This is a genomic window from Phytobacter sp., from assembly GCF_059074235.1.
The window spans coordinates 1,611,565-1,637,630 of the sequence record NZ_JCACPZ010000004.1 but is presented as its reverse complement, the minus strand read 5'-3'; the positions used below and the strand labels follow the sequence as shown (position 1 = coordinate 1,637,630).

Sequence of the window (26,066 nt, the reverse complement as noted above, 5' to 3'; positions counted from 1 at the left end):
CCTGGCGTGGCTGTGGCCGCGCCTTTACACAGAAGAAATTGATTATGACGTTGTCTCCCTTTTTACAAGAGGTAGCGAAGCGCCGTACGTTCGCCATTATCTCTCACCCGGATGCCGGTAAAACCACCATCACCGAGAAGGTGTTGCTGTTCGGACAGGCAATCCAAACCGCCGGTACGGTCAAAGGCCGTGGCTCCAACCAGCATGCAAAATCTGACTGGATGGAAATGGAAAAGCAGCGTGGTATCTCGATTACCACCTCCGTGATGCAGTTCCCGTATCACGACTGCCTGGTTAACCTGCTGGATACCCCGGGCCACGAAGACTTCTCCGAAGATACCTACCGTACTCTGACGGCGGTTGACTGCTGTCTGATGGTTATCGACGCCGCAAAAGGTGTTGAAGACAGGACCCGTAAGCTGATGGAAGTTACGCGCCTGCGCGATACGCCGATCATCACCTTTATGAACAAACTCGACCGTGACATCCGCGACCCAATGGAGCTGCTGGATGAAGTCGAGAACGAACTGAAAATTGGCTGCGCGCCGATTACCTGGCCGATTGGTTGCGGTAAGTTGTTCAAAGGGGTTTACCACCTTTATAAGGATGAAACCTATCTGTACCAGACCGGTAAAGGTCACACCATCCAGGAAGTACGCATTGTGAAAGGGCTGAACAGTCCGGAGCTGGATGCCGCTGTTGGTGAAGATCTGGCGCAACAACTGCGTGACGAGCTGGAACTGGTACAGGGCGCTTCAAACGAATTTGATGAAGAGTTGTTCCTGGCAGGGGAAATCACCCCGGTGTTCTTCGGAACCGCACTGGGTAACTTTGGCGTTGACCACATGCTGGACGGTCTGGTGGACTGGGCGCCTGCGCCGATGCCGCGCAAAACGGACACCCGTGAAGTGGTTGCAGCAGAAGAGAAGTTCTCCGGCTTCGTCTTTAAAATTCAGGCCAACATGGACCCGAAACACCGTGACCGCGTTGCTTTCCTGCGCGTGGTGTCGGGGAAATATGAAAAAGGCATGAAGCTACGTCAGGTTCGTCTGGGCAAAGACGTGGTGATTTCTGATGCGCTGACCTTTATGGCTGGCGACCGTTCGCACGTGGAAGAAGCCTTCCCGGGTGACATCATCGGTCTGCATAACCACGGTACAATCCAGATCGGCGACACCTTTACCCAGGGTGAGATGATGAAGTTCACCGGTATTCCGAACTTTGCGCCTGAACTGTTCCGTCGTATTCGTCTGAAAGATCCGTTGAAACAGAAACAGCTGCTCAAAGGGTTGGTACAGCTTTCAGAAGAAGGTGCTGTGCAGGTCTTCCGTCCGATCGCCAACAACGATCTGATTGTTGGTGCGGTCGGTGTGCTGCAGTTTGACGTGGTGGTTTCGCGCCTGAAAAGCGAATACAACGTTGAAGCCGTGTACGAATCCGTCAACGTCGCCACCGCGCGTTGGGTGGAGTGTAATGATGTGAAGAAATTCGAAGAGTTCAAACGCAAGAACGAGATCCAACTTGCGCTGGATGGCGGCGATAACCTGACCTACATTGCACCGACCATGGTGAACCTGAACCTGGCGCGTGAGCGTTACCCTGACGTTCAGTTCCACCAGACCCGCGAACACTAATCCCCTCTACGGAGCGCGGCAGACGCCGTGCTCCGTCACTTTACCTGTCTTATTAGCCTCTTGCGGAAAGTTCTTAAATAGCCGCGATTTCGCCTTCATTGCTCGCTTTTTAGCCGCCTTCACAAGCGTTTTTACGATTGTGATCTATATTTAACAAAGTAATGACATTTTTGGTGGGTGTTAATCCTGTTCAATGCATGTTCAATGGTTTCTTATTCATTCAAAAATTCATTACTTAGTATTAATGACTGGAAAAGAGACGTGTGCAAAGGAAGATAACGGCATCTCCGTTACTTGTGGCCTGAGCCACTGACTCAACACTCGGTGATTTCACCAGGGCAGTAAAAGCGGCCAGTGGCCGTGAAAAGCCCAAATTGTGGGCAAACAACAGGAACAGATCGATGACTATGACAAGACTGAAGATTTCTAAAACTCTGCTGGCTGTTATGTTAGGCGCGACCCTGGCAAGTGGTTCTGCGATGGCGGAAAACACCACTTCCGACAAAGCGCAAAACGCGGCCAATAACGCAGGGCAAAAAATCGATAGCTCTATGAATAAAGTCGGTAATTTCATGGATGACAGCGCCATTACGGCAAAAGTCAAAGCAGCATTGGTTGATCATCAGGATATCAAAAGTACCGATATCTCCGTGAAAACTGAAAAGAAAGTGGTCACCCTGAGCGGCTTTGTTGAGAGTCAGGCACAGGCTGAACTGGCCGTTAACGCTGCGAAAGGTGTCGAAGGTGTTGCGTCCGTGAGTGACAAACTTCATGTGCGCGATAGCAAGTCGCCCACTGCGAAAGGTTATGCAGGCGACACGGCAACCACCAGTGAAATCAAAGCAAAACTACTCGCCGATAGCATTGTCCCTTCCCGCAAGGTGAAAGTGGAGACGACCGATGGCGTCGTGCAGTTATCCGGTACGGTTGATTCACAGGCACAAATTCAACGGGCCGAAAGTATCGCCAAAGCAGTTGATGGCGTAAAAAGTGTGAAAAACGATCTTAAAGCAAAGTAATAAACCCTGAAAACGTGCAGTCCCGATTCACTCGGGTGGAGTAAGTACGCACCTGGGAAGTATCGCCCGTGAGCATCCTGAGCGCTCACGATAAGCGGTCGACATTAACTATGGTAAAGGAGAGTCTTATGTTTCGTTGGGGCATTATATTTCTGGTTATCGCGTTAATTGCCGCCGCTCTGGGCTTTGGTGGTCTGGCGGGTACGGCAGCTGGCGCTGCGAAAATCGTCTTTATCGTCGGTATTATTCTGTTCCTGGTCAGTCTGTTCATGGGACGCCGGCGTCCATAGCGATTTAACGCGTAAGTAAATGAATGACCAAGCCAGTCCATGTGACTGGCTTTCATCATTTCAGGGAATGGCACAGATCGCTAAGGCATGGATAGTTTCTATGAATAATAAAATGCGTTACTTTGGCTCAACGATAATCAATAAGCATTGAAGGAAGGCAGGGTGGGGCAGCATATTCCCGTTACGCTTGGCAACATCGCGCCATTAGCGTTAAAACCATTTCGTCCTGGCCGGATCGCATTGGTATGTGAGGGCGGCGGTCAGCGTGGCATCTTCACTGCCGGTGTGCTGGACGAATTTATGCGCGCCGAATTTGACCCTTTCGACCTTTATCTTGGCACCTCTGCGGGTGCTCAGAATCTCTCGGCATATGTGTGTAACCAGCCCGGTTATGCCCGTAAAGTCATCATGCGCTACACCACGACCCGTGAATTTTTCGACCCGGTGCGCTTTGTACGTGGTGGCAATCTGGTCGATCTCGACTGGCTGGTGGAATCGACGGCCAGCCAGATGCCGCTGGCTATGGATTATGCGTCACGTGGGTTCGATGCTGGAAAATCCTTCCTGATGACCGCCTGTCGTCAGGACGATTACACCGCGGAGTACTTCGCCCCTGAGCACAACACCTGGCTTGATTTGATTCGTGCTTCCAGTGCGATCCCGGGCTTTTACCGACCAGGGGTCACGCTCAATGGCGTTAATTATCTGGACGGCGGAGTGAGTGATGCCATTCCGGTTCAAGAAGCGGCGAAGCGCGGAGCGAAAACCATTGTCGTGATCCGCACCGTGCCTTCACAGATGTACTACACACCGCAGTGGTTTAAGCGTATGGAACGCTGGCTTGGGGAGAGCAGCCTGCAGCCGCTGATCAACCTGGTTCAGCATCACGAGAAAACCTACTCTGCGACGCAGAAGTTTATCGATGCGCCGCCAGGCAAGCTGCGCATTATCGAAATTTACCCTCCGAAGCTGTTAAACAGTATGGCGCTGGGTAGCCGTCTTCCCGCACTGCGTGATGATTACAAATTGGGCCGACTTTGCGGGCGCTATTTCCTCGCCACAGTAGGGAAAATACTGGCCGCAACGCCACCGCTGTTGCGTCACCGCCCGGTGGTGACGTCCTCCCCAACCATTGTGGTCCCGCCCGCCGCCGTGGCGAACGATGCGGTGGATACGCCCTTGGTCAATGCCGTTCAGGCCAACGATTTACCTTTCAATAATGAGGACAGTGCGTGACCTGGCGTTTTATTGATACTCACTGTCACTTTGATTTTCCCCCCTTTAAGGATGATGAAGCGCACAGCATCGCCCGTGCGGCAGAGGCGGGGGTTGAGCGGATTATCGTTCCGGCGATTGGCTCGCAATATTTTGCCCGCGTGGTGGATCTTGCCCGCACCTGGCCTGCGTTGTACGGCGCGCTGGGGCTGCACCCGATCGTCATCGAAGAGCACACGCCGGATTGCGTCGACAAACTGGAACAGCAGCTCGCCACGAGGCCGGAAAAAATAGTGGCCATTGGTGAGATTGGTCTCGATTTATACCGTGAAAATCCGCAATTCGAACGGCAGGAAGCCGTGCTGGAAGCGCAGCTTAAACTGGCAAAGCGCTTTGATTTACCGGTTATCCTGCATTCGCGGCGCACGCACGATAAGCTGGCCATGCATTTAAAGCGCCATAACTTACCGCGAACGGGTGTAGTGCACGGCTTTGCCGGGAGTTTGCAACAGGCAGAGCGCTTTATCGGTCTGGGTTACTGTATTGGCGTCGGGGGGACGATTACCTATCCGCGGGCCAGTAAGACCCGTGAGGTGATGGCGCAGTTGCCGCTCGGCTCCCTGTTGCTGGAAACCGACGCGCCGGATATGCCGTTGAATGGCTTCCAGGGGCAGCCCAATCGCCCCGAGCAGGCCGCTCGCGTCTTTGAAACGCTTTGTGAATTGCGCCCGGAAGCGCCGGATGTGATTGCCCAGACGCTGTTCGAGAATACACACCGCCTGTTCACGCTTTCCTGATGGTGGCTAGAGGTACAGCGAGGGCAGAATAACGTTTTTTATGCCCCGCATTTCCAGCGCCTGCGCCAGCGGTTCGACATCCTGAGCCGTGGCGCTTCGCCACTGTTTTGCCTCACCATAAACCCCATGTGCATGAAACGCATTAAGCCTCACCGGTACGTCACCCAGCGTATGAATAAATGCCGCCAGCGCGTCAATGTGTTGCAGGTAGTCGCTATGTTCGGGGATCACCAACAGCCGCAGTTCCGCAAGCTTATGGTTTTCAGCCAACAGACGCAGGCTGGTTAAGACCGGCCTGTTATCCCGTCCGGTCAGAAAGCGGTGTCGTTCGCTGCCCCAGGCTTTCAGGTCAATCATCGTTCCATCGCAAAGCGGCAGCAGTCGGTGCCAGCCGGTTTCGCTCAACATGCCATTGCTGTCTACCAGGCAGGTCAGATGCCCCAGCGTTTTGCTGGCCTTCAGCGTGCTAAACAGCTCCAGTAAAAACGGCAACTGAGTGGTTGCTTCGCCGCCGCTGACGGTAATGCCTTCGATAAACAGTGCCGCTTTTTGGATCTGTACCAGCACGTCGTCAACGCTGAGCGTGAGCGCCATGGGCGTGGATTGCTGCGGGCACACTGTCAGGCAGGTATCGCACTGCTGGCATGCTGAGGTAACCCAGTTTACCTGCCCGTCTGCCCGCGTTAATGCCCCATGTGGACAGGTCGGCACGCACTCAGCGCAATGGTTACAGCGGCCAATCGTCCACGGGTTGTGGCAGTTTTTACAGTTCAGATTGCAGCCCTGTAAAAACAGGGCCAGGCGGCTGCCGGGCCCATCGACGCAGGAGAACGGGATGATTTTACTGACTAAAGCGCATCTGCTGTTCATGGCTGACCACGCGAGGCTGTCGTTCAAGGATGCGGGTATTGCGGGCGGCCTCTTCACCCAGCCAGGTGGTGTTGGTGCGCGACCCTTCGGTACGGAATTTTTCCAGATCCGACAGACGTACCATGTAGCCGGTGACGCGCACCAAATCATTGCCGCTGACGTTAGCGGTGAATTCGCGCATCCCGGCTTTAAACGCGCCGAGACAGAGTTGAACCACCGCCAGGGGGTTACGCTTAACTGTTTCATCAAGGGTCAGAATGTCGCTGATACCCGAGGTGTACCAGGCATGGTGCGGGGCGACCGTTAACAGGTGTGTGATAGGGTCTGGCTCATCACCGTAAGGCAGGCGCGCGCCCGGCGTGGTGTCGGTATCAGAGCTAATCCCGGACTGGGCGTGTAACATTGCTCTGTTATTCCAGCCATGTTTTACCGGATTTTTTCCCACAAATTCAGCGAGTTGTTGACTGATTTGGTAAGCCAGCGCGTTGGCTTCTTCATCTTTCCCGTAGCGTGCCTGACTCCCTGAGCGTTCGCAGAGAATATTCACCGCTTCCGCCAGCCCGTACATGCCAAACATGGGGGCAAAACGTTGTGGGTCGATCAACCCTTCTTTAACCAGGAAGCTATGCTCAAAGAAGCCGGATCGCTGGTACAGGAAGTCACAACGGGCATCGATAATTGCCATCTGCTGGCGGCAATAGTGTGGAAGCACATTGTTGATAAAGTCTTCAGCATCGCGGCTGCGTTCGGCAATGGCTTTCAGGTTCAGTCGCACCAGGGTGCTGCCACCGCCTGCCAGGGGGAGGGAGTTGTAACAACTGACCACGCCATAGCCGCCTTTTGTGAAAATTTTATCATTTTCCGGGCCGTTAGCGATGTGGGGCTTACTGCATTCACAAATGTTTTTCGCCACCTCAAGCAGTAAATCATTCGGCGTAATCTCCGGGTCATAAATAAAGGTCAGATTAGGCGCAACCTGCTTGAGTTCTGCATCCGCACGTAAAATAGCACGGGTGATGGGCGTATCCGCTGGGCCAATGTTGGCATGCATAAAGGCATCGGGCAGGGTTCTGTCGAGATAACGCCAGAAACGTTTTATTCGAATATCGATTTCTTCTTGTGTTAGAATTCTAACATATGGTTGCAGGATGGCATCGAGCTGCCCCAGATAGACGGGCATCGATGTGACAGAAGGAACATGGTGGTAGAGGATAGTGAGCATCGACAGCGCATCGTCGAGGTCGGTCGCCCCTTCCAGCTCAAGCCACTGCGATCCATGAGCAAGGAATTTGGCGTAGTCCGGCAATACATAGCGCGGTTTATAGGGGGCGTGGCCTTCGAACATGTCGCAAATAGTCCCTTCTTCCAGTGCGGCACGGGCCTCTGCCGGTAAATCCGGATAGGGGAGATGGTTCTCCGCCTCCAGCGCCAGGAAGTGGCGTTTTTGCGCTGGCGTCAGTTCGCTGCTGGTGACAATTTCCCGGCAACGGGACTGATGGGATGAATCAATGGATGTAGACATATTCGCTCCTCTTATTCCTTAAGTGGTGAACGAAGTGTAGGTAATTGGCTGTTCATTCCTCTTGATCCACATGCGCTAAATGGCCGGTAAACGCCCTTGCTTAGGGTAGAAATTTGATGAATGTCTCATTATGGTTTTGCAAAGATGAATGTCGTTTTCATTAACTGTGATGAGTGTCGAAGTGTGATGATGGGTAAATGTTAGAATAATAACAGACCCGACTAAATCGGCAGTCGCCGACGGAGAAAGCTATGACTGATTTAACTGCAAGCAGCCTGCGTGCACTGAAATTGATGGACCTGACCACCCTGAACGACGATGACACCAACGAAAAAGTCATCGCGCTGTGTCATCAGGCGAAAACAGCGGTAGGTAACACCGCAGCGGTTTGCATTTACCCGCGTTTTATCCCGATTGCGCGTAAAACCCTGAATGCCCAGGGTACGCCAGATGTGCGTATCGCGACGGTGACCAACTTCCCGCACGGCAACGATGACATCGAGATTGCACTGGCTGAAACTCGCGCGGCTATCGCTTACGGCGCAGATGAAGTGGACGTGGTGTTCCCGTACCGTGCGCTGATCGCAGGTAACGAGCAGGTCGGTTTTGACCTGGTGAAAGCCTGTAAAGACGCTTGTGCTGCGGCAAACGTGCTGCTGAAAGTGATCATCGAAACCGGCGAGCTGAAAGAAGAAGCGCTTATTCGCAAAGCGTCTGAAATTTCTATCAAAGCCGGTGCGGACTTCATCAAAACCTCTACCGGTAAAGTGCCGGTCAACGCCACCCCGGAAAGCGCACGCATCATGATGGAAGTGATTCGTGATATGGGCGTGTCTAAAACTGTTGGTTTCAAACCAGCAGGTGGCGTACGTACCGCTGAAGACGCGCAGCAGTTCCTGGCCATTGCGGATGAACTGTTTGGCGCTGACTGGGCCGACGCTCGTCACTACCGCTTCGGGGCATCCAGCCTGCTGGCTAGCCTGCTGAAGGCACTGGGTCATGGCGACGGTAAGAGCGCAAGCAGCTACTAATTACTCGTCATACTTCAAGCCGCAGGTGCGTTAGCTGCACTCCCTCACCCCAGTCACTTACTGTAGTAAGCTTTTGGGGATGAGCTCCCTTGCTGCCTCCCTGCGACTTGAATTATTTAGAGTAATCATTCATTGCGGCGGTTCTTCCGCCGCATTTAACCTGATTCTCGGGGGTTACCGTGTTTCTCGCACAAGAAATTATTCGTAAAAAACGTGATGGTCACGCATTAAGCGACGAAGAGATTCGCTTTTTTATCAACGGCATCCGTGATAACACCGTTTCCGAAGGGCAGATTGCTGCTCTGGCGATGACCATTTTCTTCCACGATATGTCGATGCCTGAGCGTGTTTCGTTGACGATGGCAATGCGAGATTCAGGAACCGTGCTTGACTGGAAAAGCCTCAGCCTCAACGGCCCGATTGTCGACAAACACTCCACCGGCGGCGTGGGCGATGTGACCTCACTGATGCTTGGCCCAATGGTGGCGGCATGCGGTGGCTATATTCCGATGATCTCCGGGCGTGGCCTGGGACATACCGGCGGTACGCTGGACAAACTGGAAGCCATTCCGGGCTTCGATATCTTCCCGGATGACCAACGCTTCCGCGAAATTATTAAAGATGTGGGTGTGGCCATTATCGGCCAGACCAGCTCTCTTGCTCCTGCGGATAAACGCTTTTACGCGACCCGCGATATCACGGCGACCGTCGACTCTATTCCACTGATCACCGCCTCAATCCTTGCCAAGAAGCTGGCAGAAGGGCTGGATGCGCTGGTGATGGACGTCAAAGTGGGCAGCGGCGCCTTTATGCCAACGTTTGAGCTTTCTGCAGCGCTGGCCGAAGCCATTGTTGGCGTCTCCAACGGTGCTGGTGTGCGCACAACCGCGCTGCTTACCGACATGAATCAGGTGCTGGCTTCCAGCGCAGGTAATGCCGTTGAAGTCCGTGAAGCCGTACAGTTCCTGACGGGTGAATACCGTAACCTGCGCCTGTTCGATGTGACGATAGCGCTGTGTGTTGAGATGTTAATTTCAGGCAAGCTTGCCAAAGACGACGCCGAAGCGCGTACGAAGCTGCAGGCGGTGCTGGATAACGGCAAAGCAGCAGAGATCTTCGGTCGCATGGTTGCAGCTCAGAAGGGTCCGACCGATTTCGTCGAAAACTACGCGAAGTACCTGCCAACGGCGATGCTGACAAAAGCAGTCTACGCGGATCATGAAGGCTTTGTGTCTGCGATGGATACCCGTGCGCTCGGCATGGCTGTCGTGTCGATGGGCGGCGGTCGTCGTCAGGCCTCTGACACCATTGATTACAGCGTTGGCTTTACAGAAATGGCTCGTCTGGGCGACAGCGTAGACGGACAGCGTCCGCTGGCAGTGATCCATGCGAAAGATGAAAACAGCTGGCAGGAAGCGGCGAAATCCGTGAAAGCGGCGATTACGCTCGGTGACAAAGCACCAGAAACCACACCAACGGTCTATCGTCGTATCACTGAATAACTGTATACTGATCTGATCGCTATTTTTTGAAGCACTAAGTACGGAGAACAATATGAAACGTGCATTTATTATGGTGCTGGACTCCTTCGGCATCGGCGCAACAGAAGATGCAGAACGTTTTGGTGACGTGGGTTCCGATACCATGGGTCACATCGCAGAAGCCTGTGCCAAAGGCGAAGCGGATAACGGTCGCAAAGGCCCGTTGAATCTGCCAAACCTGACTCGTCTTGGTCTGGTTAAAGCGCATGAAGGTTCTACCGGTAAAATCGCAGCCGGGATGGACGGTAACGCGGAAGTGGTGGGCGCGTACGCCTGGGCACATGAACTCTCTTCCGGTAAAGACACCCCGTCTGGTCACTGGGAAATCGCTGGTGTACCGGTTCTTTTCGACTGGGGTTACTTCTCCGATCATGACAACAGCTTCCCGCAGGAGCTGCTGGATAAACTGGTTAAACGTGCAAACCTGCCGGGTTACCTCGGTAACTGCCACTCTTCCGGTACCGTTATCCTTGACCAGCTTGGCGAAGAGCACATGAAAACCGGTAAGCCGATTTTCTACACCTCTGCCGACTCCGTGTTCCAGATTGCCTGCCACGAAGAGACTTACGGCCTGGATAAACTTTACGAGCTGTGTGAAATCGCCCGCGAAGAGCTGACCGAAGGGGGTTATAACATTGGTCGCGTTATCGCCCGTCCATTTGTGGGCGACAAAGCGGGTAACTTCCAGCGTACCGGTAACCGCCATGACCTGGCTGTAGAGCCACCGTCAGCGACCGTGCTGCAGAAATTCGTGGACGAAAAAGACGGCCAGGTCGTTTCCGTAGGTAAAATCGCGGACATCTACGCCAACTGCGGCATCACCAAAAAAGTGAAAGCTACCGGTCTGGACGCGCTGTTTGACGCCACCATTCAGGAAATGAAAGTCGCGGGTGATAAGACAATCGTCTTTACCAACTTCGTTGATTTCGACTCATCATGGGGCCATCGCCGTGATGTCGCTGGCTATGCTGGCGGGCTTGAGCTGTTCGATCGCCGTTTGCCGGAACTGATGGAGCTGGTGGGTGAGGATGACATCCTGATCCTGACCGCTGACCACGGTTGCGACCCGACCTGGCAGGGTACCGATCATACCCGTGAGCACATTCCAGTGCTGATCTACGGCCCGAAAGTGAAACCAGGCTCGCTGGGTCACCGTGACACCTTCGCGGATATCGGTCAGACCGTCGCGTCGTTCTTCGGCACCTCGCCGATGGACTACGGCAAAAACATGCTTTAAACGCTTTGGGATGGGCACTGTTTGTTGCCCTCACCCCAACCCTCTCCCACGGGAGAGGGGGAAAACACAACGAATAAAAAGGAACTGAAGATGGCAACTCCTCACATTAATGCAGAAATGGGTGATTTCGCTGATGTTGTTCTGATGCCGGGCGACCCGCTGCGCGCAAAGCACATTGCTGAAACCTTCTTTGAAGATATCCGTGAAGTGAACAACGTGCGCGGTATGCTGGGTTACACCGGTACTTACAAAGGCCGCAAAATCTCCGTAATGGGCCACGGCATGGGTATCCCGTCCTGCTCCATTTATGCGAAAGAGCTGATCACCGATTTTGGCGTGAAGAAAATCATCCGTGTGGGCTCCTGTGGTGCCGTACGTATGGACGTGAAACTGCGTGATATCGTTATCGGTATGGGTGCTTGCACCGACTCCAAAGTTAACCGTATGCGTTTCAAAGATCATGACTTTGCAGCGATTGCTGACTTCGACATGGTACGTAACGCGGTTGATGCAGCAAAAGCGCTGGGCGTTGATGCTCGTGTCGGCAACATCTTCTCTGCGGATCTGTTCTATGCACCGGACGGCGGCGAGATGTTCGACGTGATGGAAAAATACGGCATCCTGGGCGTGGAAATGGAAGCTGCGGGTATCTATGGCGTGGCGGCAGAATTTGGTGCGAAAGCGCTGACCATCTGTACTGTATCCGACCACATCCGTACCCATGAGCAGACCAGCTCTGCTGAGCGCCAGACCACGTTTAACGACATGATCAAAATCGCGCTGGAATCCGTTCTGCTGGGCGACAAAGAGTAAGCATGTTTCAAAACGGGTAGCCCTCAGTGCTGCCCGTTTTATCTATTCATTTATTTCCCCTTTCTATCTTCTTTCTCCTTTTTCTTTCAGAAGAATAGCGCTATAAATCTATTCAAGTATCTATTCACAAATCTATTCTTTCATGAGCGTATTGACCGATTTACTTCTGCAAGGGCCGCGTTCCGCCCCTGAACTGCGACAGTCGCTGGCAATCAGCCAGGCAACGTTCTCGCGTCTTGTGTCCGCACAAGATGAGGTGGTGCAGTTTGGTAAAGCCCGGGCAACACGTTATGCACTCCTCAGGCCGGTTCGTGGTGTCTCCTCTTTTCCTCTCTGGCAGGTCAATGCTCAGGGAAGCGCAAGCCAGTTTGGCGCGCTATATCCCTGTTGGCCGCAGGGAAGCTGTCTGGTTGAGCGCGCTGGTGGGGAATGGCAATGGTTTGACGGCCTGCCCTGGTATCTAACCGATCTCCGACCACAGGGGTTTCTGGGGCGTGCATGGGGACGTGCCATTGCCGCCGATACGCATTTGCCGGATGACATTCGTTTATGGCAGGAAGATGAGGTGCTTTACGCGCTTCGAGCCTGGCATGGCGAAAATGCAGGGGGATGGATAATCGGTGAGGAAAATTATCAACGCTGGGTTAACTCGCCAGATCCTATTGCCATTTTGCAGTCCGATAAAATTCCGTGCTATCAGCAGCTTGCTCAGGATGCGCTGGCAGGGGAAATTGTGGGATCGTCTGCCGGAGGTGAACAACCTAAATTCGCCTGCTATGCACAGACGTCCCAGGGGGACAAACACGTACTGGTCAAATTCAGCGCAGGGGTGAGGAACGCCGTTTCTGAGCGGTGGGGCGATCTGCTGGTCGCTGAGTCTATTGCGCTATCGGTGCTGTCAGCCGCGAATTTGAATGCGAGTCATGCCACGGCGCTTTGTAGCGACACGGGGCAGGTCTTTCTGGAAAGCGTCAGGTTTGATTGCGTGGGCATACGAGGAAGGGAGCAAATTGTTTCTCTGGAGGCATTGCAAAGTGAATATGTCTCATCACCGGGGACATGGCCTGGCACTGCACGCCAGTTGGCTGCAATGCATTGTATTGACGAGGGTTCTCATCATGAAATTGAAAAAGCATGGGCATTTGGACGTTTGATTGCCAACAGCGATATGCATGCCGGAAACCTTTCGTTTTATTTGTCTGGCGCGCCGCTGAAGATGGCTCCGGTCTATGACATGCTGCCGATGGCGTTTGCGCCAGCGAATTCAGGTGCGATGCGTAACGAGGCTATTGATATCAAAGTGGATTCTACGGTCAGTAAAGCAGCATGGGCGTTTGCGCTGCCGCTCGCCAGGCAATTCTGGCAACAGGTGTTGGATGACAAACGCATCAGCGCGGGTTTTCAGGATCTCGCCCGCGCGATGCTGGAAGAATTAACGCTGGTCGCCTCAATTATCCAGCGTCTGGCTTAAGGATATTACCGCACGGCCCCTGCAATCCACGCGGACAACTCCCGTAATTCGGTTTCCTGCTCCGGGAAATCTCCCAGCAGAGCATCACACTCCTGCGCCAGCGCATCCGCGCGATACAAGCAGCCCTGCAGACGGGCAGCCAGTGCCTCCAGCGGTGCGGGGTTCAGGCTATCGGTAAAGACCTGCGTGCGGGTGATATGCCCTTTTTCCACATCGAAATGCAGCTCCACGCCACCCCAGGTGAAACGCTCATCCAGCAAATGGCTAAACGCAGGTGCCTGACCAAAGTTCCACTCCCAGCTGCTCTGGCGCGCGAAGGTTTCGGCGAAGTTTGGCAGATCCGGGGTTTTGTCCGGCGAAATGATCTCGGCTTCCACTCGCTCGCCATAATGCGCGAAGAACGCCTCTGTAACAGCTTCACAGATCCGCTCATGGCTAACGCCGGGGAGCAAATCCACCAGATTCGCCACACGGCCACGCACCGAAGTGATGCCTTTGGCCTGCAGCTTTTTCTTGTCCGGATTGAGGTAGTTGGCGAGCCGGCTGAGGTCAGCATTCAGCAGCAGCGTCCCGTGATGGAAACCGCGATCTTTGGTTTCGCGGTAGGCTGAACCTGAGACTTTGCGATCGCCTTCAGCGGTTTTGACTACCAGGTCATTTCGCCCGGATGCTTCTGCCGTTACGCCCAGCGAATTCAGCGCTTGTAACACAATCGCAGTGGAGATGGTTTTGTCATACTCCGGCTTGCCTGCCATAAAGGTAAAACAGGTGTTACCGAGATCGTGGAAGACCGCGCCGCCGCCGCTGCTGCGACGTGCCAGGCGGACATTATCTTCTTCCATGCGCCGCGTATTGCACTCTTTCCACGGGTTCTGTGCCCGTCCAATGACCACCGTATCGGCGTTGCGCCACAAGAAGAGCACACGCTGAGTGGCAGGCATCTGGCGGAAAATACACTCTTCCACCGCCAGATTGAACCAGGGATCGTAAGAATCAGAGATGAGCAGACGCAGCGTTGACATGGCAGATTTCCTTTTCCATTTTGAGGCGCCCACTGTATCACTAATCTTTCTTTTCGCTCTCTTCCTCTTCGGCGACGGGCTTATTGGCCGTCAGTAAGAAAGGCGACTGCTGCCATCGGGTACGCTTACCCTGCAGCAGAGTACGCGTCAGCACCACACCGATCGCCAGGGAGAGAAGCAGCATCAGGCGCAGAATATTGGTGGTGTTATCGACCTGTTTGGCCTCGGTCGCCAGCGTATGGGTATCGAGCGTTAAGCGCAGGTAGCCGAGCGGGCCGCTTTTTCCCTGAATGGGTTCGACGATCTGCTGATTGAAGTAACCACCGGCTTTTTTGCCGTCCAGCGCCAGCCTGTCGCGGACATCGATACTTTCACCCGAGCGTGCGACCAGATCGCCGCGTTCGTCATAAACCCCGGCGTCCAGAATGCGGCTCTCTTCCGTCAATTGCCGCAGCACAACGCTGATACGCTTGTCGTCAGGCGTCTCGGTGCGCATCAGCGGGGCAAGGTTCAGCGTCACCTGTTTTGCCAGCGTACGGGCTAGCTCCTCAAGCTGTGGATTACGTTGGCGCTGGTGATTCTGGCTGAACCAGGATGCACCCTGCATCAGGGCGACCAGCAATGCCAGACAGAAAAGCACGATCACGGCGCGATGAAGCCTGAATTTTAGTTTTGCGCGAGCCATATTCCACCTGTTGAAAATTTGCGGCTTAATGTTGCCAGAAGCGCTGGTTACAAGGTAGCCTCATGCGTTATTTTTACCTCAGCACATATCCCTACAGGAGCTGTAATGCCGAATAATCTGACCTGGTGCGACCTGCCCAACGATGTTTCTCAGTGGCCTGGGTTGCCGCTCTCTTTAAGTGGCGATGAGGTCATGCCCCTGGACTATCACGCAGGACGCAGCGGATGGCTTCTGTATGGACGCAAACTGGATAAAGAACATCTGACGGCATGGCAGCGCAAATTAGGCGCTGCCATGGTTATTGTGGCCGCCTGGCGCGTGGATGACTACCAGGTGATTCGCCTGGCGGGTTCTCTGACCCCGCGTGCAACGCGCCTCGCGCATGATAATGGGTTGGATGTCGCCCCGCTGGGTAAAATTCCGTCGCTGCGCACACCTGGCCTGATGGTGATGGATATGGACTCCACCGCGATTCAAATCGAATGCATTGATGAAATCGCCAAACTGGCGGGCACCGGTGAGCTGGTTGCGGAAGTGACGGAACGTGCGATGCGCGGCGAACTGGACTTTACCGCCAGTCTGCGCAGCCGTGTCGCGACGCTGAAAGGCGCCGATGCCAGCATCCTTCACAAAGTGCGGGAAACGCTGCCATTGATGCCAGGACTCACCCAGATGGTGCTGAAAATGCAAACCCTGGGCTGGAAAGTGGCTATCGCTTCCGGCGGCTTTACTTTCTTCGCAGACCACCTGCGGGACAAATTGAGCCTGTCTGACGCCGTTGCTAATCAACTGGAAACCTTTGACGGCAAGTTTACCGGCAATGTGTTGGGCGATATCGTCGATGCGCAGTACAAAGCAAAAACTCTCACTGAACTGGCTGAAAAGTATGAAATTCCACTAACCCAGACCATTGCCATTGGTGATGGCGCTAACGATCTGCCGATGATCAAAGCAGCGGGTCTGGGCATTGCTTATCATGCAAAACCAAAAGTTAACGAGAAAGCGGAAGTGACAATCCGCCACGCTGACCTGATGGGAGTGTTCTGCATTCTCTCAGCCAGCATCAGTAAAAAATAAACGAGGTCTCTGTGGCGAAAGCTCCAAAACGCGCATTTGTCTGTAATGAATGTGGTGCCGATTATCCGCGCTGGCAGGGGCAATGCAGTGCCTGCCAGGCCTGGAATACCATTACCGAAGTGCGCGGCGTGGCCGCTTCGCCAACCGTTGCTCGCAATGAACGTCTGAGCGGTTATGCGGGCAATGCGGGTATCTCAAAGGTCCAGAAACTTTCTGAGATTAGCCTCGAGGCGCTACCGCGCTTCTCTACTGGCTTTAAAGAGTTTGACCGCGTGCTCGGTGGCGGCGTGGTGCCAGGCAGTGCCATTCTTATTGGCGGCAACCCTGGAGCCGGGAAATCGACGCTGCTGCTGCAAACGCTCTGTAAGCTCTCCGAACAGATGAAAACCCTGTACGTGACAGGGGAAGAGTCGCTGCAACAGGTGGCGATGCGCGCCCACCGTCTGGGCCTGCCGACCAATAATCTCAATATGCTTTCTGAAACCAGCATCGAGCAGATTTGCATGATTGCGGAAGAAGAACAGCCGAAGCTGATGGTTATTGATTCCATTCAGGTGATGCACATGGCCGATATTCAGTCCTCGCCAGGCAGTGTGGCGCAGGTGCGTGAAACGGCGGCGTACCTGACGCGCTTTGCGAAAACGCGCGGCGTGGCGATTGTGATGGTCGGCCACGTCACTAAAGACGGTTCACTGGCAGGCCCGAAGGTGCTGGAGCACTGCATTGACTGCTCGGTGCTCCTCGACGGCGACGCTGATTCCCGTTTTCGTACCTTGCGCAGCCACAAGAACCGTTTCGGTGCAGTCAATGAACTGGGCGTTTTCGCCATGACCGAACAAGGGTTACGCGAGATCAGTAACCCGTCCGCTATCTTCCTGAGTCGGGGCGATGAAGTCACCTCCGGTAGCTCGGTGATGGTGGTGTGGGAAGGCACGCGCCCGCTGCTGGTTGAGATTCAGGCGCTGGTCGATCACTCGATGATGGGCAACCCGCGCCGGGTGGCGGTGGGGCTTGAGCAAAACCGTCTGGCGATTTTACTGGCGGTTCTCCATCGCCATGGTGGGCTGCAAATGGCGGACCAGGATGTGTTCGTCAATGTGGTCGGCGGCGTTAAGGTGACGGAGACCAGTGCCGATTTGGCGCTGCTTCTGGCGATGGTGTCCAGTCTGCGCGACAGGCCACTGCCACAGGACCTGGTTGTTTTCGGGGAAGTGGGGTTGTCTGGGGAAATCCGTCCAGTGCCGAGCGGGCAGGAACGTATTTCTGAAGCGGCAAAACACGGCTTCCGCCGGGCCATTGTGCCAGCAGCCAACGTACCGAAAAAAACGCCAGAAGGGATGCAGATTTTTGGCGTGAAGAAACTCGCAGATGCGCTAAGTGTCTTTGACGACTTATAATCTTCATATCTGTCACTGAGGCATCGTCAGCCCGGGAGGCAAAACGCCACCGGGCCTTTTTATATGTCGAGCCCATGTCCGTACAATCGATCTTGCAGGAGGCATTCATGTCGTCATTCGACTATCTCAAAACCGCCATTCGCCAAAAAGGCTGTACATTACAGCAGGTTGCTGATGCCAGCGGTATGACCAAAGGTTATCTGAGCCAGTTATTGAATGCCAAAATCAAAAGCCCCAGCGCACAAAAACTGGAGGCTTTGCACCGTTTTCTCGGCCTGGAATTCCCTCGCCAGCAAAAAAACATTGGTGTAGTGTTCGGCAAATTTTACCCCTTGCACACCGGGCATATTTATCTGATTCAGCGCGCCTGTAGCCAGGTGGATGAGCTGCATATCGTGATGGGTTACGATGAAAAGCGCGATCGTGAACTCTTTGAAAACAGTGCCATGTCGCAGCAGCCGACCATCAGCGATCGCCTGCGCTGGTTGCTGCAGACCTTCAAGTATCAGAAAAATATCCGTATTCATGCCTTCAACGAAGAGGGGATGGAGCCGTATCCGCACGGCTGGGACGTGTGGAGCAAAGGCATCAACGCTTTTATGGATGAAAAGGGCATTCAGCCCAACTGGATTTACACTTCCGAAGAAGCGGATGCTGAGCAATATCTGGAACATCTGGGTGTGCAGACGGTGCTGATCGACCCGAAACGTACCTTTATGAACATCAGCGGTGGCCAGATTCGTGCGAACCCGTTCCGCTACTGGGACTACATTCCTACAGAAGTGAAGCCGTTCTTTGTGCGCACCGTGGCGATTCTTGGCGGCGAGTCGAGCGGGAAATCAACGCTGGTGAACAAGCTCGCCAATATTTTCAACACCACCAGTGCCTGGGAATATGGACGTGATTATGTCTTCTCGCACTTAGGCGGCGATGAGATGGCGCTGCAATATTCGGACTATGACAAGATTGCTCTGGGTCAGGCGCAGTACATTGATTTTGCAGTTAAATATGCCAATAAAATCGCCTTTATTGATACCGACTTTGTGACCACTCAGGCGTTCTGCCTTAAGTATGAAGGGCGCGAACATCCCTTTGTGCAGGCGATGATCGACGAATACCGCTTCGACCTGGTGATCCTTCTGGAAAATAACGTTCCCTGGGTTGCCGATGGACTGAGAAGCCTGGGAAGTTCGGTTGATCGCCGGGAGTTCCAGAACATGCTGGTGGATATGCTCAAAGAGAACAATATCACCTGGCGGCATGTTGAAGAGCCGGATTACGATTCGCGGTTCCTGCATTGCGTGGAGCTGGTCAAAGAGTTGATGGGTGAGGAAGGGTAAATTTTTGTCTTCTGCGGTCTGATGCCCTCACCCCGGCCCTCTCCCATAGGGAGAGGGAGAAAACATTAAAAAAGGCAGCTTATGCTGCCTTTTTGCTTTTATTTTGAAATACGTTTGTACTTGATACGCTTCGGCTCCAGCGCGTCAGCGCCGAGGGTGCGTTTCTTGTACTCTTCGTACTCGGTAAAGTTGCCTTCGAAGAATTCGACTTTACCTTCATCCTGGTAATCCAGAATGTGGGTTGCGATACGGTCAAGGAACCAGCGGTCATGCGAGATAACCATTGCGCAGCCTGGGAACTCCAGCAGGGCGTTTTCTAACGCGCGCAGGGTTTCGATATCCAGGTCGTTTGTTGGTTCATCGAGCAGCAGCACGTTACCGCCAACCTGCAGCAGTTTCGCAAGGTGCAGACGACCACGCTCACCACCGGACAGCTCGCCCACGCGTTTGCCCTGATCAACCCCTTTGAAGTTAAAGCGACCAACGTAGGCGCGGCTTGGCATCTCGGTGTTGCCGATGCGCATAATATCCTGCCCACCGGAGACTTCTTCCCACACTGTCTTGCTGTTGTCCATCGCGTCACGGAACTGGTCAACGGAGGCCAGCTTGACGGTATCACCCAGGGTGATAGTGCCGCTGTCAGGTGATTCCTGACCGGACATCATGCGGAACAGGGTCGATTTACCCGCGCCGTTCGGACCGATAATGCCGACGATTGCCCCTTTAGGCACGGCAAAGCTCAGGTCGTCAATCAGCAGGCGATCGCCGTAGGATTTACGCAGGTTGCTGACTTCAACCACTTTGTCACCCAGACGGGCTCCAGGTGGAATAAACAGCTCGTTGGTTTCGTTACGCTTCTGGTATTCAGCGTTGTTCAGCTCTTCAAAGCGTGCCAGACGGGCTTTGCCCTTAGACTGACGGCCTTTCGCGCCCTGACGAACCCACTCCAGCTCTTTCTCAATCGATTTACGACGAGCGGCTTCCTGAGAAGCTTCCTGCGCCAGACGCTGATCTTTCTGTTCCAGCCAGGAGGAGTAGTTGCCTTCCCACGGAATACCTTCACCGCGATCAAGCTCGAGGATCCAACCGGCAACGTTATCGAGGAAGTAACGGTCGTGGGTAATCGCCACAACGGTCCCTTCGAAGTCGTGCAGGAAGCGTTCCAGCCATGCCACGGATTCTGCATCCAGGTGGTTAGTGGGTTCGTCGAGCAGCAACATGTCTGGTTTTTCGAGCAGCAGGCGGCACAGCGCCACGCGGCGGCGTTCACCACCGGACAGGTTTTCGATTTTTGCATCCCAGTCTGGCAGACGCAGCGCATCAGCGGCACGTTCCAGTTGGACGTTCAGGTTGTGACCGTCGTGCGCCTGGATAATTTCTTCAAATTTACCCTGTTGTGCGGCGAGTTTATCGAAGTCAGCATCCGGCTCAGCGTATTTCGCATACACCTCGTCCAGACCTTTCAGCGCGTTAACCACTTCGGCAACCGCTTCTTCAACGGATTCACGCACGGTCTGCTCAGGATTTAGCTTCGGTTCCTGAGGCAGGTAGCCGATTTTAAGACCCGGTTGTGGGCGAGCTTCACCTTCAATGTCGGTGTCAATGCCAGCCATAATGCGCAGTAGGGTAGATTTACCGGCGCCGTTCAGGCCCAGTACGCCGATTTTTGCGCCAGGGAAGAAACTCAGCGAGATATTTTTCAGAATATGACGTTTCGGCGGAACGACCTTGCCGACACGGTGCATGGTATATACGAATTGAGCCACGTTGGACTTCGCCTCTTTTATGTAATATCAACAGCGGAGTGTAGCCGTTTTCTTTGTCCAATCCCAGTCAGCCCCGAAAGGTGTGTTAAAACAGACGAGAAAGGTAAAAAAGTGTGCATTACGTGGCGCGTTGCACCGGTCACGGTTAGCATTAAGGAATTATGCGGCATGAGGCTGCAATGACCGTTTTGATAAGAGGAATGCGCAGTGCAGAGAGCTAAACAAGCCGCCTGGCGTTACCTGGTGGCCAGTATGTGTTTGCTGTCCTTCAGCCATGCAGTGCGAGCGGACTCACTGGATGAACAACGTAATCGTTACGCCCAAATCAAACAGGCGTGGGATAAAAAGCAGATGGATGTGGTGTCGCAGTTAATGCCGACACTGAAAAATTACCCGCTTTATCCGTATCTGGAATATCGCCAGATAACCGACGATCTGATGAACCAGCCCACGGTTACCGTGAGCAATTTTATTCAGGCTAACCCTACGCTTCCGCCAGCACGAACCCTGAAAACGCGTTTCGTCAATGAACTGGCGCGCCGACAGGACTGGCGTGGTCTGCTGGCCTTCAGCCCGGAAAAACCGGCATCGACCGAAGCACAATGTAATTACTACTTCGCCAAGTGGAGCACCGGGCAGGCTGAAGAAGCCTGGCAGGGAGCGAAAGAGCTGTGGCTCACCGGCAGCAGCCAGCCGAACGCCTGTGATCAGCTGTTTGGCGCGTGGCGTGCCTCCGGTCAACAGGATCCGCTGGCATTCCTGGAACGTATTCGCCTGGCGATGAAAGCGGGCAATACCCGGCTGGTGACCTTGCTGGCAGGGCAGATGCCATCGGATTATCAAACCATCTCGACGGCGATCATCGCCCTGGCAAACGACCCGAATAGCGTGATGAACTTTGCCCGTACGACCGGGGCGACGGACTTTACACGCCAGATGGCGGCCGAAGCGTTTGAAAGCGTGGCGCGCCAGGATGTGGAAAATGCGCGGCTGATGATCCCCGCTCTGGTGCAGGCGCAGCAGTTGAATGAAGATCAAACCCAGATCCTCCGGGACACCGTAGCCTGGCGGTTGATGGGCAACGATGTGACCGATGAGCAAGCGCGCTGGCGCGACGATGCCATCATGCGATCCCAGTCGACCTCCATTGTGGAGCGTCGGGTGCGCATGGCGATCGGTAACGGCGATCGCTCAGGGTTGAACACCTGGCTGTCACGTTTGCCGATGGACGCGAAAGAGAAAGACGAATGGCGCTACTGGCAGGCAGATTTGTTGCTGGAGCGCGGTCGTGAGACGGAGGCCAAAGAGATCCTGCACACGCTGATGCAGCAGCGCGGTTTCTACCCGATGGCGGCAGCGCAGCGTCTGGGGGAAGCCTATACGATGAGGATCGACAAAGCCCCCGGCAATATCGATCCTGGGCTGGCTCAGGGGCCGGAAATGTCTCGCGTGCGTGAGTTGATGTACTGGGAGCAGGACAATACGGCGCGCAGCGAATGGGCCAATCTGATCACCAGCCGTAGCGCCTCTGAGCAAGCGCAACTGGCACGCTATGCGTTTAATCAGCACTGGTGGGATCTGAGCGTTCAGGCAACGATCGCCGGTAAACTTTGGGATCAACTGGAAGAGCGCTTCCCGCTGGCGTACAACGATCTTTATGCTCGCTATACACGCGGTAAAGACATCCCGCAGAGCTATGCGATGGCGATTTCCCGCCAGGAGAGCGCATGGAATCCGAAAGTACGTTCGCCGGTGGGGGCCAGCGGGCTGATGCAAATCATGCCGGGCACGGCAACGCATACGGTGAAGATGTTCAATATTCCGGGTTACAGCAATCCAGTGCAGCTGCTGGATCCAGAAACCAATATCAACATTGGCACCAGCTATTTGCAGTATGTCTATCAGCAGTTTGGTAACAACCGTATCTTCTCCTCGGCGGCCTACAACGCTGGCCCTGGACGTGTGCGCACCTGGTTGAACAACAGTGCCGGGCGCATTGATGCGGTGGCGTTTATCGAAAGTATTCCGTTCTCTGAAACGCGTAGCTATGTGAAAAATGTCCTGGCTTACGACGCGTACTACCGCTTCTTTATGAACGGGACGAAGCCAACCGTGCTGACGGATGCGGAGTGGCAGCGTCGTTACTGATCGCCATTGTTTGTGTTATGCTGCGTACTCTTTAACGAGTACGCAGCAAAATGGCGGAATATTATGACTCAACAATCACCCTATTCAGCGGCCATGGCCGAACAACGCAACCAGGAATGGCTGCGCTTCGTTGAACTCGTCAGACAATCTTACGAACAGGATTTACACCTTCCCCTGCTCAATTTAATGCTCACGCCGGATGAACGTGAAGCGCTGGGCACGCGCGTGCGCATCATCGAAGAGTTATTACGCGGGGAGATGAGTCAGCGTGAGCTGAAAACGGAGCTGGGTGCCGGTATTGCCACCATTACCCGAGGCTCCAACAGTTTAAAATCAGCACCGGCCGACCTGCGCGTGTGGCTGGAAGAGATCTTACTGAACCCTCAGCGGTAAACCGCATTATGAAAGGGGCTTAAGGCCAGGATCACCGCCTGGTGATAAACGCTGGCACGGGTGAGTTTACCCGCCGTGAATACCCCAATTGCCCCCTCTTTACGACCAATTTCATCAATCCCGGTGTAACGTGACATCGCCGGGCCAAGGGCCACACCGGCACGGACTTTTTCCAGAATCACTTCCGGCAGGGGCAGGGTAGCCGAACGCGATTCCCCGCGCTGGTTGATACTCTCAATAACCACCCAGCTAAAGGTGCTGCCTTCATCAATACCGGCTTCAATGGCGACCCAAAAATCAGCATGGGGTCTGGCAAGACGCGCATTGACCACACGGTTACGTGCGCCCGCGCGGGTTTCTTCATTACCAAGTGGCTGTTCCGGTACGCCACTTTCAACGTCTACGGATTCGACTTCACAGGATCCTTCGCCATAGATCTCATTAAAAGCGTGCAGAATCGCCCGAATTTTGGCGGGATTGGTGGTAGCAACGACAACATGGTGCATAATCTATAGTCGGTTACCCGAAATGAGATGTGTTCCTCATGCCGGGAAATGCCGTCCTCAAATAATAAATTTCATCGCAGTATAATGGATAAAAAGCATGTTACAGGTATACCTTGTTCGCCACGGTGAAACGCAGTGGAACGCCGAGCGTCGTATTCAAGGCCATTCAGACAGTCCGTTAACAGAGAAAGGTGAACAGCAGGCATGGCAGGTTGCAGAGCGCGCCAAAGCGCTGGGCATCACCCATATTATCGCCAGCGACCTTGGACGGACGCGCCGCACGGCTGAAATCATCGCAGAATTATGTGGATGTGAAATCACTCTTGATTCACGTCTGCGTGAGCTTGATATGGGCGTACTGGAAAAACGCCGTATTGAATCCCTTACCGATGAAGAAGAAGGCTGGCGTCGCACCCTGGTTAATGGTACGGCGGGCGGTCGTATTCCTGAAGGTGAATCCATGCAGGAACTGGCTGACCGCATGCACGCGGCACTAGCGGCCAGCCTGGAATTGCCTCAAGGCAGTCGCCCAATGATTGTCAGTCATGGCATGGCACTGGGCTGCCTGGTCAGCACGATTCTCGGTCTGCCTGCTTACGCTGAACGTCGTCTGCGACTGCGCAACTGCTCCATCTCCCGCGTTGATTATCAGGATAGCGCATGGCTGGCTTCTGGCTGGGTCGTGGAGACGGCAGGGGACGTGTCGCACCTTGACGCCCCTGCATTGGATGAATTGCAGCGTTAACGGCGGATAGGCACTAAATATTCGCAGCGAATATGGCGCGGCGGCTCTTGCGTGCGCGCATCTTCCTGCGGATAGAAGCGTTCGATATCCTGACCTTTACGGCGTGTCAGACTCAGCATCGGCATACAAGTACCGTAAACGGTCAGGATAAAGTCCTGCACCCCGCTGGCCAGTCCGTCGTAGGAGAACATCACATATTCGCCGCCTTCCAGTAACACGGGGTGAGTATTATGCATGTGACCGTTCGCGATCTCCGGCGTCAGCGCCGTGGTGTAAAAGACTTCCTGCTCATCATCTTTTTCCAGGCTTGGACGAGGCTCATGCAAGCCATACAGTTCAGAGGGAACGGAAGGCGCATTAGCCAAAAACTCCCGCCAGAACTGAATACGCATCTGATTCCGGAAATCGGAAATCTCTTCCAGGGAGCAGGTGTAACTTTGGGTGATACCGACCAGTTGCGTTTGCGGTAACGTCACAAACTCGTGTTTAGGCATTGTGAATTCACCTAAGCGCATCGGCGGACGAATACCAAATGCATTCCAGTCAGGGGAACGACGATAAAACGCGGGCGTTTGCGAAAACTGCTTCTTGAAGGCGCGCGTAAAGGTTTGCTGCGAGTCAAAACGATACTGCAAGGCAATATCCAGAATGGGGCGTGAAGTGAGACGCAGTGCAACTGCGGATTTCGACAGGCGACGAGCACGGATATAGGCGCCGATCGCATGACCCGTCACGTCTTTGAACATCCTTTGCAGATGCCACTTGGAATAACCTGCTTTTGCCGCCACATTGTCCAGTGATAACGGCTGATCGAGATGGCCTTCCAGCCATGCAAGCAGATCGCGAATAATCCCAGCCTGATCCATACAATATCCTCTTCCATAAAACGGCGAACGCCTGTTACAAGGAGGAAATAGTACCATCGTTTGCTGTTTTAGCATTCAGTGTTTTTTTTGTGCATTAATGCGCATTGTGACTGATTTTCATGATGATTTTTGTAAATTAGTGATCTATAAACGTTTTCGTCTTTAACGATGAATAGTTGCTCCACGTTATATTCAAAAATGGTAACAATATGAAATATACAGGCCTCATCCTTTCCTCATTACTGCTGTTTTGTGGTGCTGCTCAGGCAGAACAAATTGGCTCCGTGGACACCGTTTTTAAGATGTTCGGACCGGATCATAAAATTGTTGTCGAAGCGTTTGATGACCCCGATGTGCAGAACGTGACCTGCTATCTGAGCCGGGCAAAAACCGGCGGAATCAAAGGCGGACTGGGACTGGCGGAAGATACATCCGACGCGGCTATCTCCTGCCAGCAGGTCGGGCCTATTGAGGTCAGCGATAAGATTAAAAACGGCAAATCGCAGGGCGATGTAGTGTTCCAGAAACGTACCTCACTGGTGTTTAAGAAACTGCAGGTCGTCCGTTTTTATGATGCCAAACGTAATGCGCTTATTTATCTGACCTACTCCGACAAGGTTGTTGAAGGGTCGCCGAAGAACGCACTGAGCGCCGTGCCGATCATGCCCTGGGGCAAATAAA

The 26,066-nt window shown here is 53.9% G+C and carries 24 protein-coding genes; 17 read left to right on the top strand and 7 right to left on the bottom strand.

The features are described 5' to 3' along the window. Positions 1-44 precede the first annotated feature (44 nt). The 5 genes from prfC to AC5JPW_RS11650 all read left to right on the top strand — a co-directional run bounded on the left by prfC (position 45) and on the right by AC5JPW_RS11650 (position 4,955). Positions 45-1,634, top strand: coding sequence for a peptide chain release factor 3 (prfC, locus tag AC5JPW_RS11670; RefSeq protein WP_494240429.1), 1,590 nt, complete (start codon positions 45-47; stop codon positions 1,632-1,634). A 401-nt stretch (positions 1,635-2,035) separates the two neighbouring features. After that, positions 2,036-2,653, top strand: coding sequence for a molecular chaperone OsmY (osmY, locus tag AC5JPW_RS11665; protein WP_494240427.1), 618 nt, complete (start codon positions 2,036-2,038; stop codon positions 2,651-2,653). Between the two features lie 128 nt (positions 2,654-2,781). Next, the gene (locus tag AC5JPW_RS11660; protein ID WP_007373037.1) at positions 2,782-2,943 is read left to right on the top strand and encodes a DUF1328 domain-containing protein; all 162 of its coding nucleotides are present in this window, start codon (positions 2,782-2,784) and stop codon (positions 2,941-2,943) included. Between the two features lie 162 nt (positions 2,944-3,105). Further along, on the top strand, positions 3,106-4,179 hold the full coding sequence (locus tag AC5JPW_RS11655) for a patatin-like phospholipase family protein (protein ID WP_494240425.1): 1,074 nt from the start codon (positions 3,106-3,108) through the stop codon (positions 4,177-4,179). Next, positions 4,176-4,955, top strand: coding sequence for a TatD family hydrolase (locus AC5JPW_RS11650; protein ID WP_494240423.1), 780 nt, complete (start codon positions 4,176-4,178; stop codon positions 4,953-4,955). The genes AC5JPW_RS11655 and AC5JPW_RS11650 overlap by 4 nt, the downstream gene beginning before the upstream one ends. A gap of 6 nt (positions 4,956-4,961) precedes the next feature. On the opposite strand, the gene AC5JPW_RS11645 is transcribed toward AC5JPW_RS11650, so the two are convergent. Then, positions 4,962-5,825 (bottom strand): YjjW family glycine radical enzyme activase, encoded by an 864-nt coding sequence (locus AC5JPW_RS11645; protein ID WP_494240421.1) that lies wholly within the window; start codon positions 5,823-5,825, stop codon positions 4,962-4,964. Further along, on the bottom strand, positions 5,797-7,347 hold the full coding sequence (locus AC5JPW_RS11640; protein WP_494240419.1) for a YjjI family glycine radical enzyme: 1,551 nt from the start codon (positions 7,345-7,347) through the stop codon (positions 5,797-5,799). Before AC5JPW_RS11640 ends, AC5JPW_RS11645 begins: the two co-directional genes overlap by 29 nt. Positions 7,348-7,598: 251 nt before the next feature. Here AC5JPW_RS11640 and deoC point away from each other — a divergent pair, with 251 nt between their 5' ends. The 5 genes from deoC to yjjJ all read left to right on the top strand — a co-directional run bounded on the left by deoC (position 7,599) and on the right by yjjJ (position 13,440). Continuing rightward, positions 7,599-8,378: a deoxyribose-phosphate aldolase gene (gene deoC / locus AC5JPW_RS11635; RefSeq protein WP_494240418.1), complete on the top strand. Its 780-nt coding sequence runs from the start codon at positions 7,599-7,601 to the stop codon at positions 8,376-8,378. A 179-nt stretch (positions 8,379-8,557) separates the two neighbouring features. Beyond that, positions 8,558-9,880, top strand: coding sequence for a thymidine phosphorylase (deoA, locus tag AC5JPW_RS11630; protein WP_494240417.1), 1,323 nt, complete (start codon positions 8,558-8,560; stop codon positions 9,878-9,880). Between the two features lie 52 nt (positions 9,881-9,932). Next, the gene (gene deoB / locus AC5JPW_RS11625; RefSeq protein ID WP_494240415.1) at positions 9,933-11,156 is read left to right on the top strand and encodes a phosphopentomutase; all 1,224 of its coding nucleotides are present in this window, start codon (positions 9,933-9,935) and stop codon (positions 11,154-11,156) included. A gap of 90 nt (positions 11,157-11,246) precedes the next feature. Next, positions 11,247-11,969, top strand: a complete 723-nt coding sequence (gene deoD, locus AC5JPW_RS11620) for a purine-nucleoside phosphorylase (RefSeq protein WP_494240413.1) — start codon at positions 11,247-11,249, stop codon at positions 11,967-11,969. Between the two features lie 142 nt (positions 11,970-12,111). Next, complete coding sequence (yjjJ, locus tag AC5JPW_RS11615) at positions 12,112-13,440, top strand: type II toxin-antitoxin system HipA family toxin YjjJ (protein WP_494240412.1); 1,329 nt, start codon at positions 12,112-12,114, stop codon at positions 13,438-13,440. 5 nt (positions 13,441-13,445) lie between these two features. On the opposite strand, the gene lplA is transcribed toward yjjJ, so the two are convergent. Together lplA and AC5JPW_RS11605 are read right to left on the bottom strand one after the other, a co-directional pair. Continuing rightward, a complete protein-coding gene (lplA, locus tag AC5JPW_RS11610; protein WP_494240411.1) occupies positions 13,446-14,462 on the bottom strand; it encodes a lipoate--protein ligase in 1,017 nt (338 codons plus the stop codon). A gap of 40 nt (positions 14,463-14,502) precedes the next feature. Continuing rightward, positions 14,503-15,147, bottom strand: a complete 645-nt coding sequence (locus AC5JPW_RS11605; RefSeq protein WP_494240409.1) for a YtjB family periplasmic protein — start codon at positions 15,145-15,147, stop codon at positions 14,503-14,505. Positions 15,148-15,252: 105 nt separating this feature from the next. On the opposite strand from AC5JPW_RS11605, the gene serB reads away from it, so the two are divergent. From serB to nadR, 3 genes are all read left to right on the top strand, one after another. Beyond that, complete coding sequence (gene serB, locus AC5JPW_RS11600; protein WP_494240407.1) at positions 15,253-16,224, top strand: phosphoserine phosphatase; 972 nt, start codon at positions 15,253-15,255, stop codon at positions 16,222-16,224. A gap of 11 nt (positions 16,225-16,235) precedes the next feature. After that, a complete protein-coding gene (radA, locus tag AC5JPW_RS11595) occupies positions 16,236-17,621 on the top strand; it encodes a DNA repair protein RadA (protein WP_494240405.1) in 1,386 nt (461 codons plus the stop codon). Between the two features lie 107 nt (positions 17,622-17,728). Then, on the top strand, positions 17,729-18,961 hold the full coding sequence (gene nadR, locus AC5JPW_RS11590) for a multifunctional transcriptional regulator/nicotinamide-nucleotide adenylyltransferase/ribosylnicotinamide kinase NadR (RefSeq protein WP_494240403.1): 1,233 nt from the start codon (positions 17,729-17,731) through the stop codon (positions 18,959-18,961). A gap of 98 nt (positions 18,962-19,059) precedes the next feature. On the opposite strand, the gene ettA is transcribed toward nadR, so the two are convergent. Further along, entirely contained in the window at positions 19,060-20,727 is a 1,668-nt protein-coding gene (ettA, locus tag AC5JPW_RS11585; RefSeq protein WP_494240402.1) for an energy-dependent translational throttle protein EttA, read from the bottom strand. 207 nt (positions 20,728-20,934) lie between these two features. Between ettA and sltY the strand changes: the two genes are divergently transcribed. Both sltY and trpR read left to right on the top strand, forming a co-directional pair. Beyond that, positions 20,935-22,875: a murein transglycosylase gene (gene sltY / locus AC5JPW_RS11580; protein WP_494240400.1), complete on the top strand. Its 1,941-nt coding sequence runs from the start codon at positions 20,935-20,937 to the stop codon at positions 22,873-22,875. Positions 22,876-22,938: 63 nt separating this feature from the next. Then, positions 22,939-23,268 (top strand): trp operon repressor, encoded by a 330-nt coding sequence (gene trpR, locus AC5JPW_RS11575; protein WP_494240399.1) that lies wholly within the window; start codon positions 22,939-22,941, stop codon positions 23,266-23,268. On the opposite strand, the gene yjjX is transcribed toward trpR, so the two are convergent. Beyond that, a complete protein-coding gene (yjjX, locus tag AC5JPW_RS11570; protein ID WP_494240397.1) occupies positions 23,259-23,774 on the bottom strand; it encodes an inosine/xanthosine triphosphatase in 516 nt (171 codons plus the stop codon). The genes trpR and yjjX overlap by 10 nt on opposite strands. Positions 23,775-23,871: 97 nt before the next feature. Between yjjX and gpmB the strand changes: the two genes are divergently transcribed. Beyond that, a complete protein-coding gene (gpmB, locus tag AC5JPW_RS11565) occupies positions 23,872-24,519 on the top strand; it encodes a 2,3-diphosphoglycerate-dependent phosphoglycerate mutase GpmB (RefSeq protein WP_494240395.1) in 648 nt (215 codons plus the stop codon). Here gpmB and robA read toward each other — a convergent pair. Next, complete coding sequence (gene robA / locus AC5JPW_RS11560) at positions 24,516-25,385, bottom strand: MDR efflux pump AcrAB transcriptional activator RobA (protein ID WP_494240393.1); 870 nt, start codon at positions 25,383-25,385, stop codon at positions 24,516-24,518. The two genes, gpmB and robA, sit on opposite strands and share 4 nt — an antisense overlap. A gap of 209 nt (positions 25,386-25,594) precedes the next feature. On the opposite strand from robA, the gene creA reads away from it, so the two are divergent. After that, entirely contained in the window at positions 25,595-26,065 is a 471-nt protein-coding gene (gene creA, locus AC5JPW_RS11555) for a protein CreA (RefSeq protein WP_494240391.1), read from the top strand. Position 26,066: the final 1 nt, after the last annotated feature.

What these genes read in the sequence shown, in the direction of transcription:
- prfC (WP_494240429.1), top strand. Translation starts at nt 45, where the DNA reads ATGACGTTGTCTCCCTTTTTACAAGAGGTAGCGAAGCGCCGTACGTTC.
- osmY (WP_494240427.1), top strand. Translation starts at nt 2,036, where the DNA reads ATGACTATGACAAGACTGAAGATTTCTAAAACTCTGCTGGCTGTTATG.
- AC5JPW_RS11660 (WP_007373037.1), top strand. Translation starts at nt 2,782, where the DNA reads ATGTTTCGTTGGGGCATTATATTTCTGGTTATCGCGTTAATTGCCGCC.
- AC5JPW_RS11645 (WP_494240421.1), bottom strand. Translation starts at nt 5,825, where the DNA reads ATGAACAGCAGATGCGCTTTAGTCAGTAAAATCATCCCGTTCTCCTGC.
- AC5JPW_RS11640 (WP_494240419.1), bottom strand. Translation starts at nt 7,347, where the DNA reads ATGTCTACATCCATTGATTCATCCCATCAGTCCCGTTGCCGGGAAATT.
- deoC (WP_494240418.1), top strand. Translation starts at nt 7,599, where the DNA reads ATGACTGATTTAACTGCAAGCAGCCTGCGTGCACTGAAATTGATGGAC.
- deoB (WP_494240415.1), top strand. Translation starts at nt 9,933, where the DNA reads ATGAAACGTGCATTTATTATGGTGCTGGACTCCTTCGGCATCGGCGCA.
- deoD (WP_494240413.1), top strand. Translation starts at nt 11,247, where the DNA reads ATGGCAACTCCTCACATTAATGCAGAAATGGGTGATTTCGCTGATGTT.
- yjjJ (WP_494240412.1), top strand. Translation starts at nt 12,112, where the DNA reads ATGAGCGTATTGACCGATTTACTTCTGCAAGGGCCGCGTTCCGCCCCT.
- lplA (WP_494240411.1), bottom strand. Translation starts at nt 14,462, where the DNA reads ATGTCAACGCTGCGTCTGCTCATCTCTGATTCTTACGATCCCTGGTTC.
- AC5JPW_RS11605 (WP_494240409.1), bottom strand. Translation starts at nt 15,147, where the DNA reads ATGGCTCGCGCAAAACTAAAATTCAGGCTTCATCGCGCCGTGATCGTG.
- serB (WP_494240407.1), top strand. Translation starts at nt 15,253, where the DNA reads ATGCCGAATAATCTGACCTGGTGCGACCTGCCCAACGATGTTTCTCAG.
- nadR (WP_494240403.1), top strand. Translation starts at nt 17,729, where the DNA reads ATGTCGTCATTCGACTATCTCAAAACCGCCATTCGCCAAAAAGGCTGT.
- trpR (WP_494240399.1), top strand. Translation starts at nt 22,939, where the DNA reads ATGACTCAACAATCACCCTATTCAGCGGCCATGGCCGAACAACGCAAC.
- yjjX (WP_494240397.1), bottom strand. Translation starts at nt 23,774, where the DNA reads ATGCACCATGTTGTCGTTGCTACCACCAATCCCGCCAAAATTCGGGCG.
- gpmB (WP_494240395.1), top strand. Translation starts at nt 23,872, where the DNA reads ATGTTACAGGTATACCTTGTTCGCCACGGTGAAACGCAGTGGAACGCC.
- robA (WP_494240393.1), bottom strand. Translation starts at nt 25,385, where the DNA reads ATGGATCAGGCTGGGATTATTCGCGATCTGCTTGCATGGCTGGAAGGC.
- creA (WP_494240391.1), top strand. Translation starts at nt 25,595, where the DNA reads ATGAAATATACAGGCCTCATCCTTTCCTCATTACTGCTGTTTTGTGGT.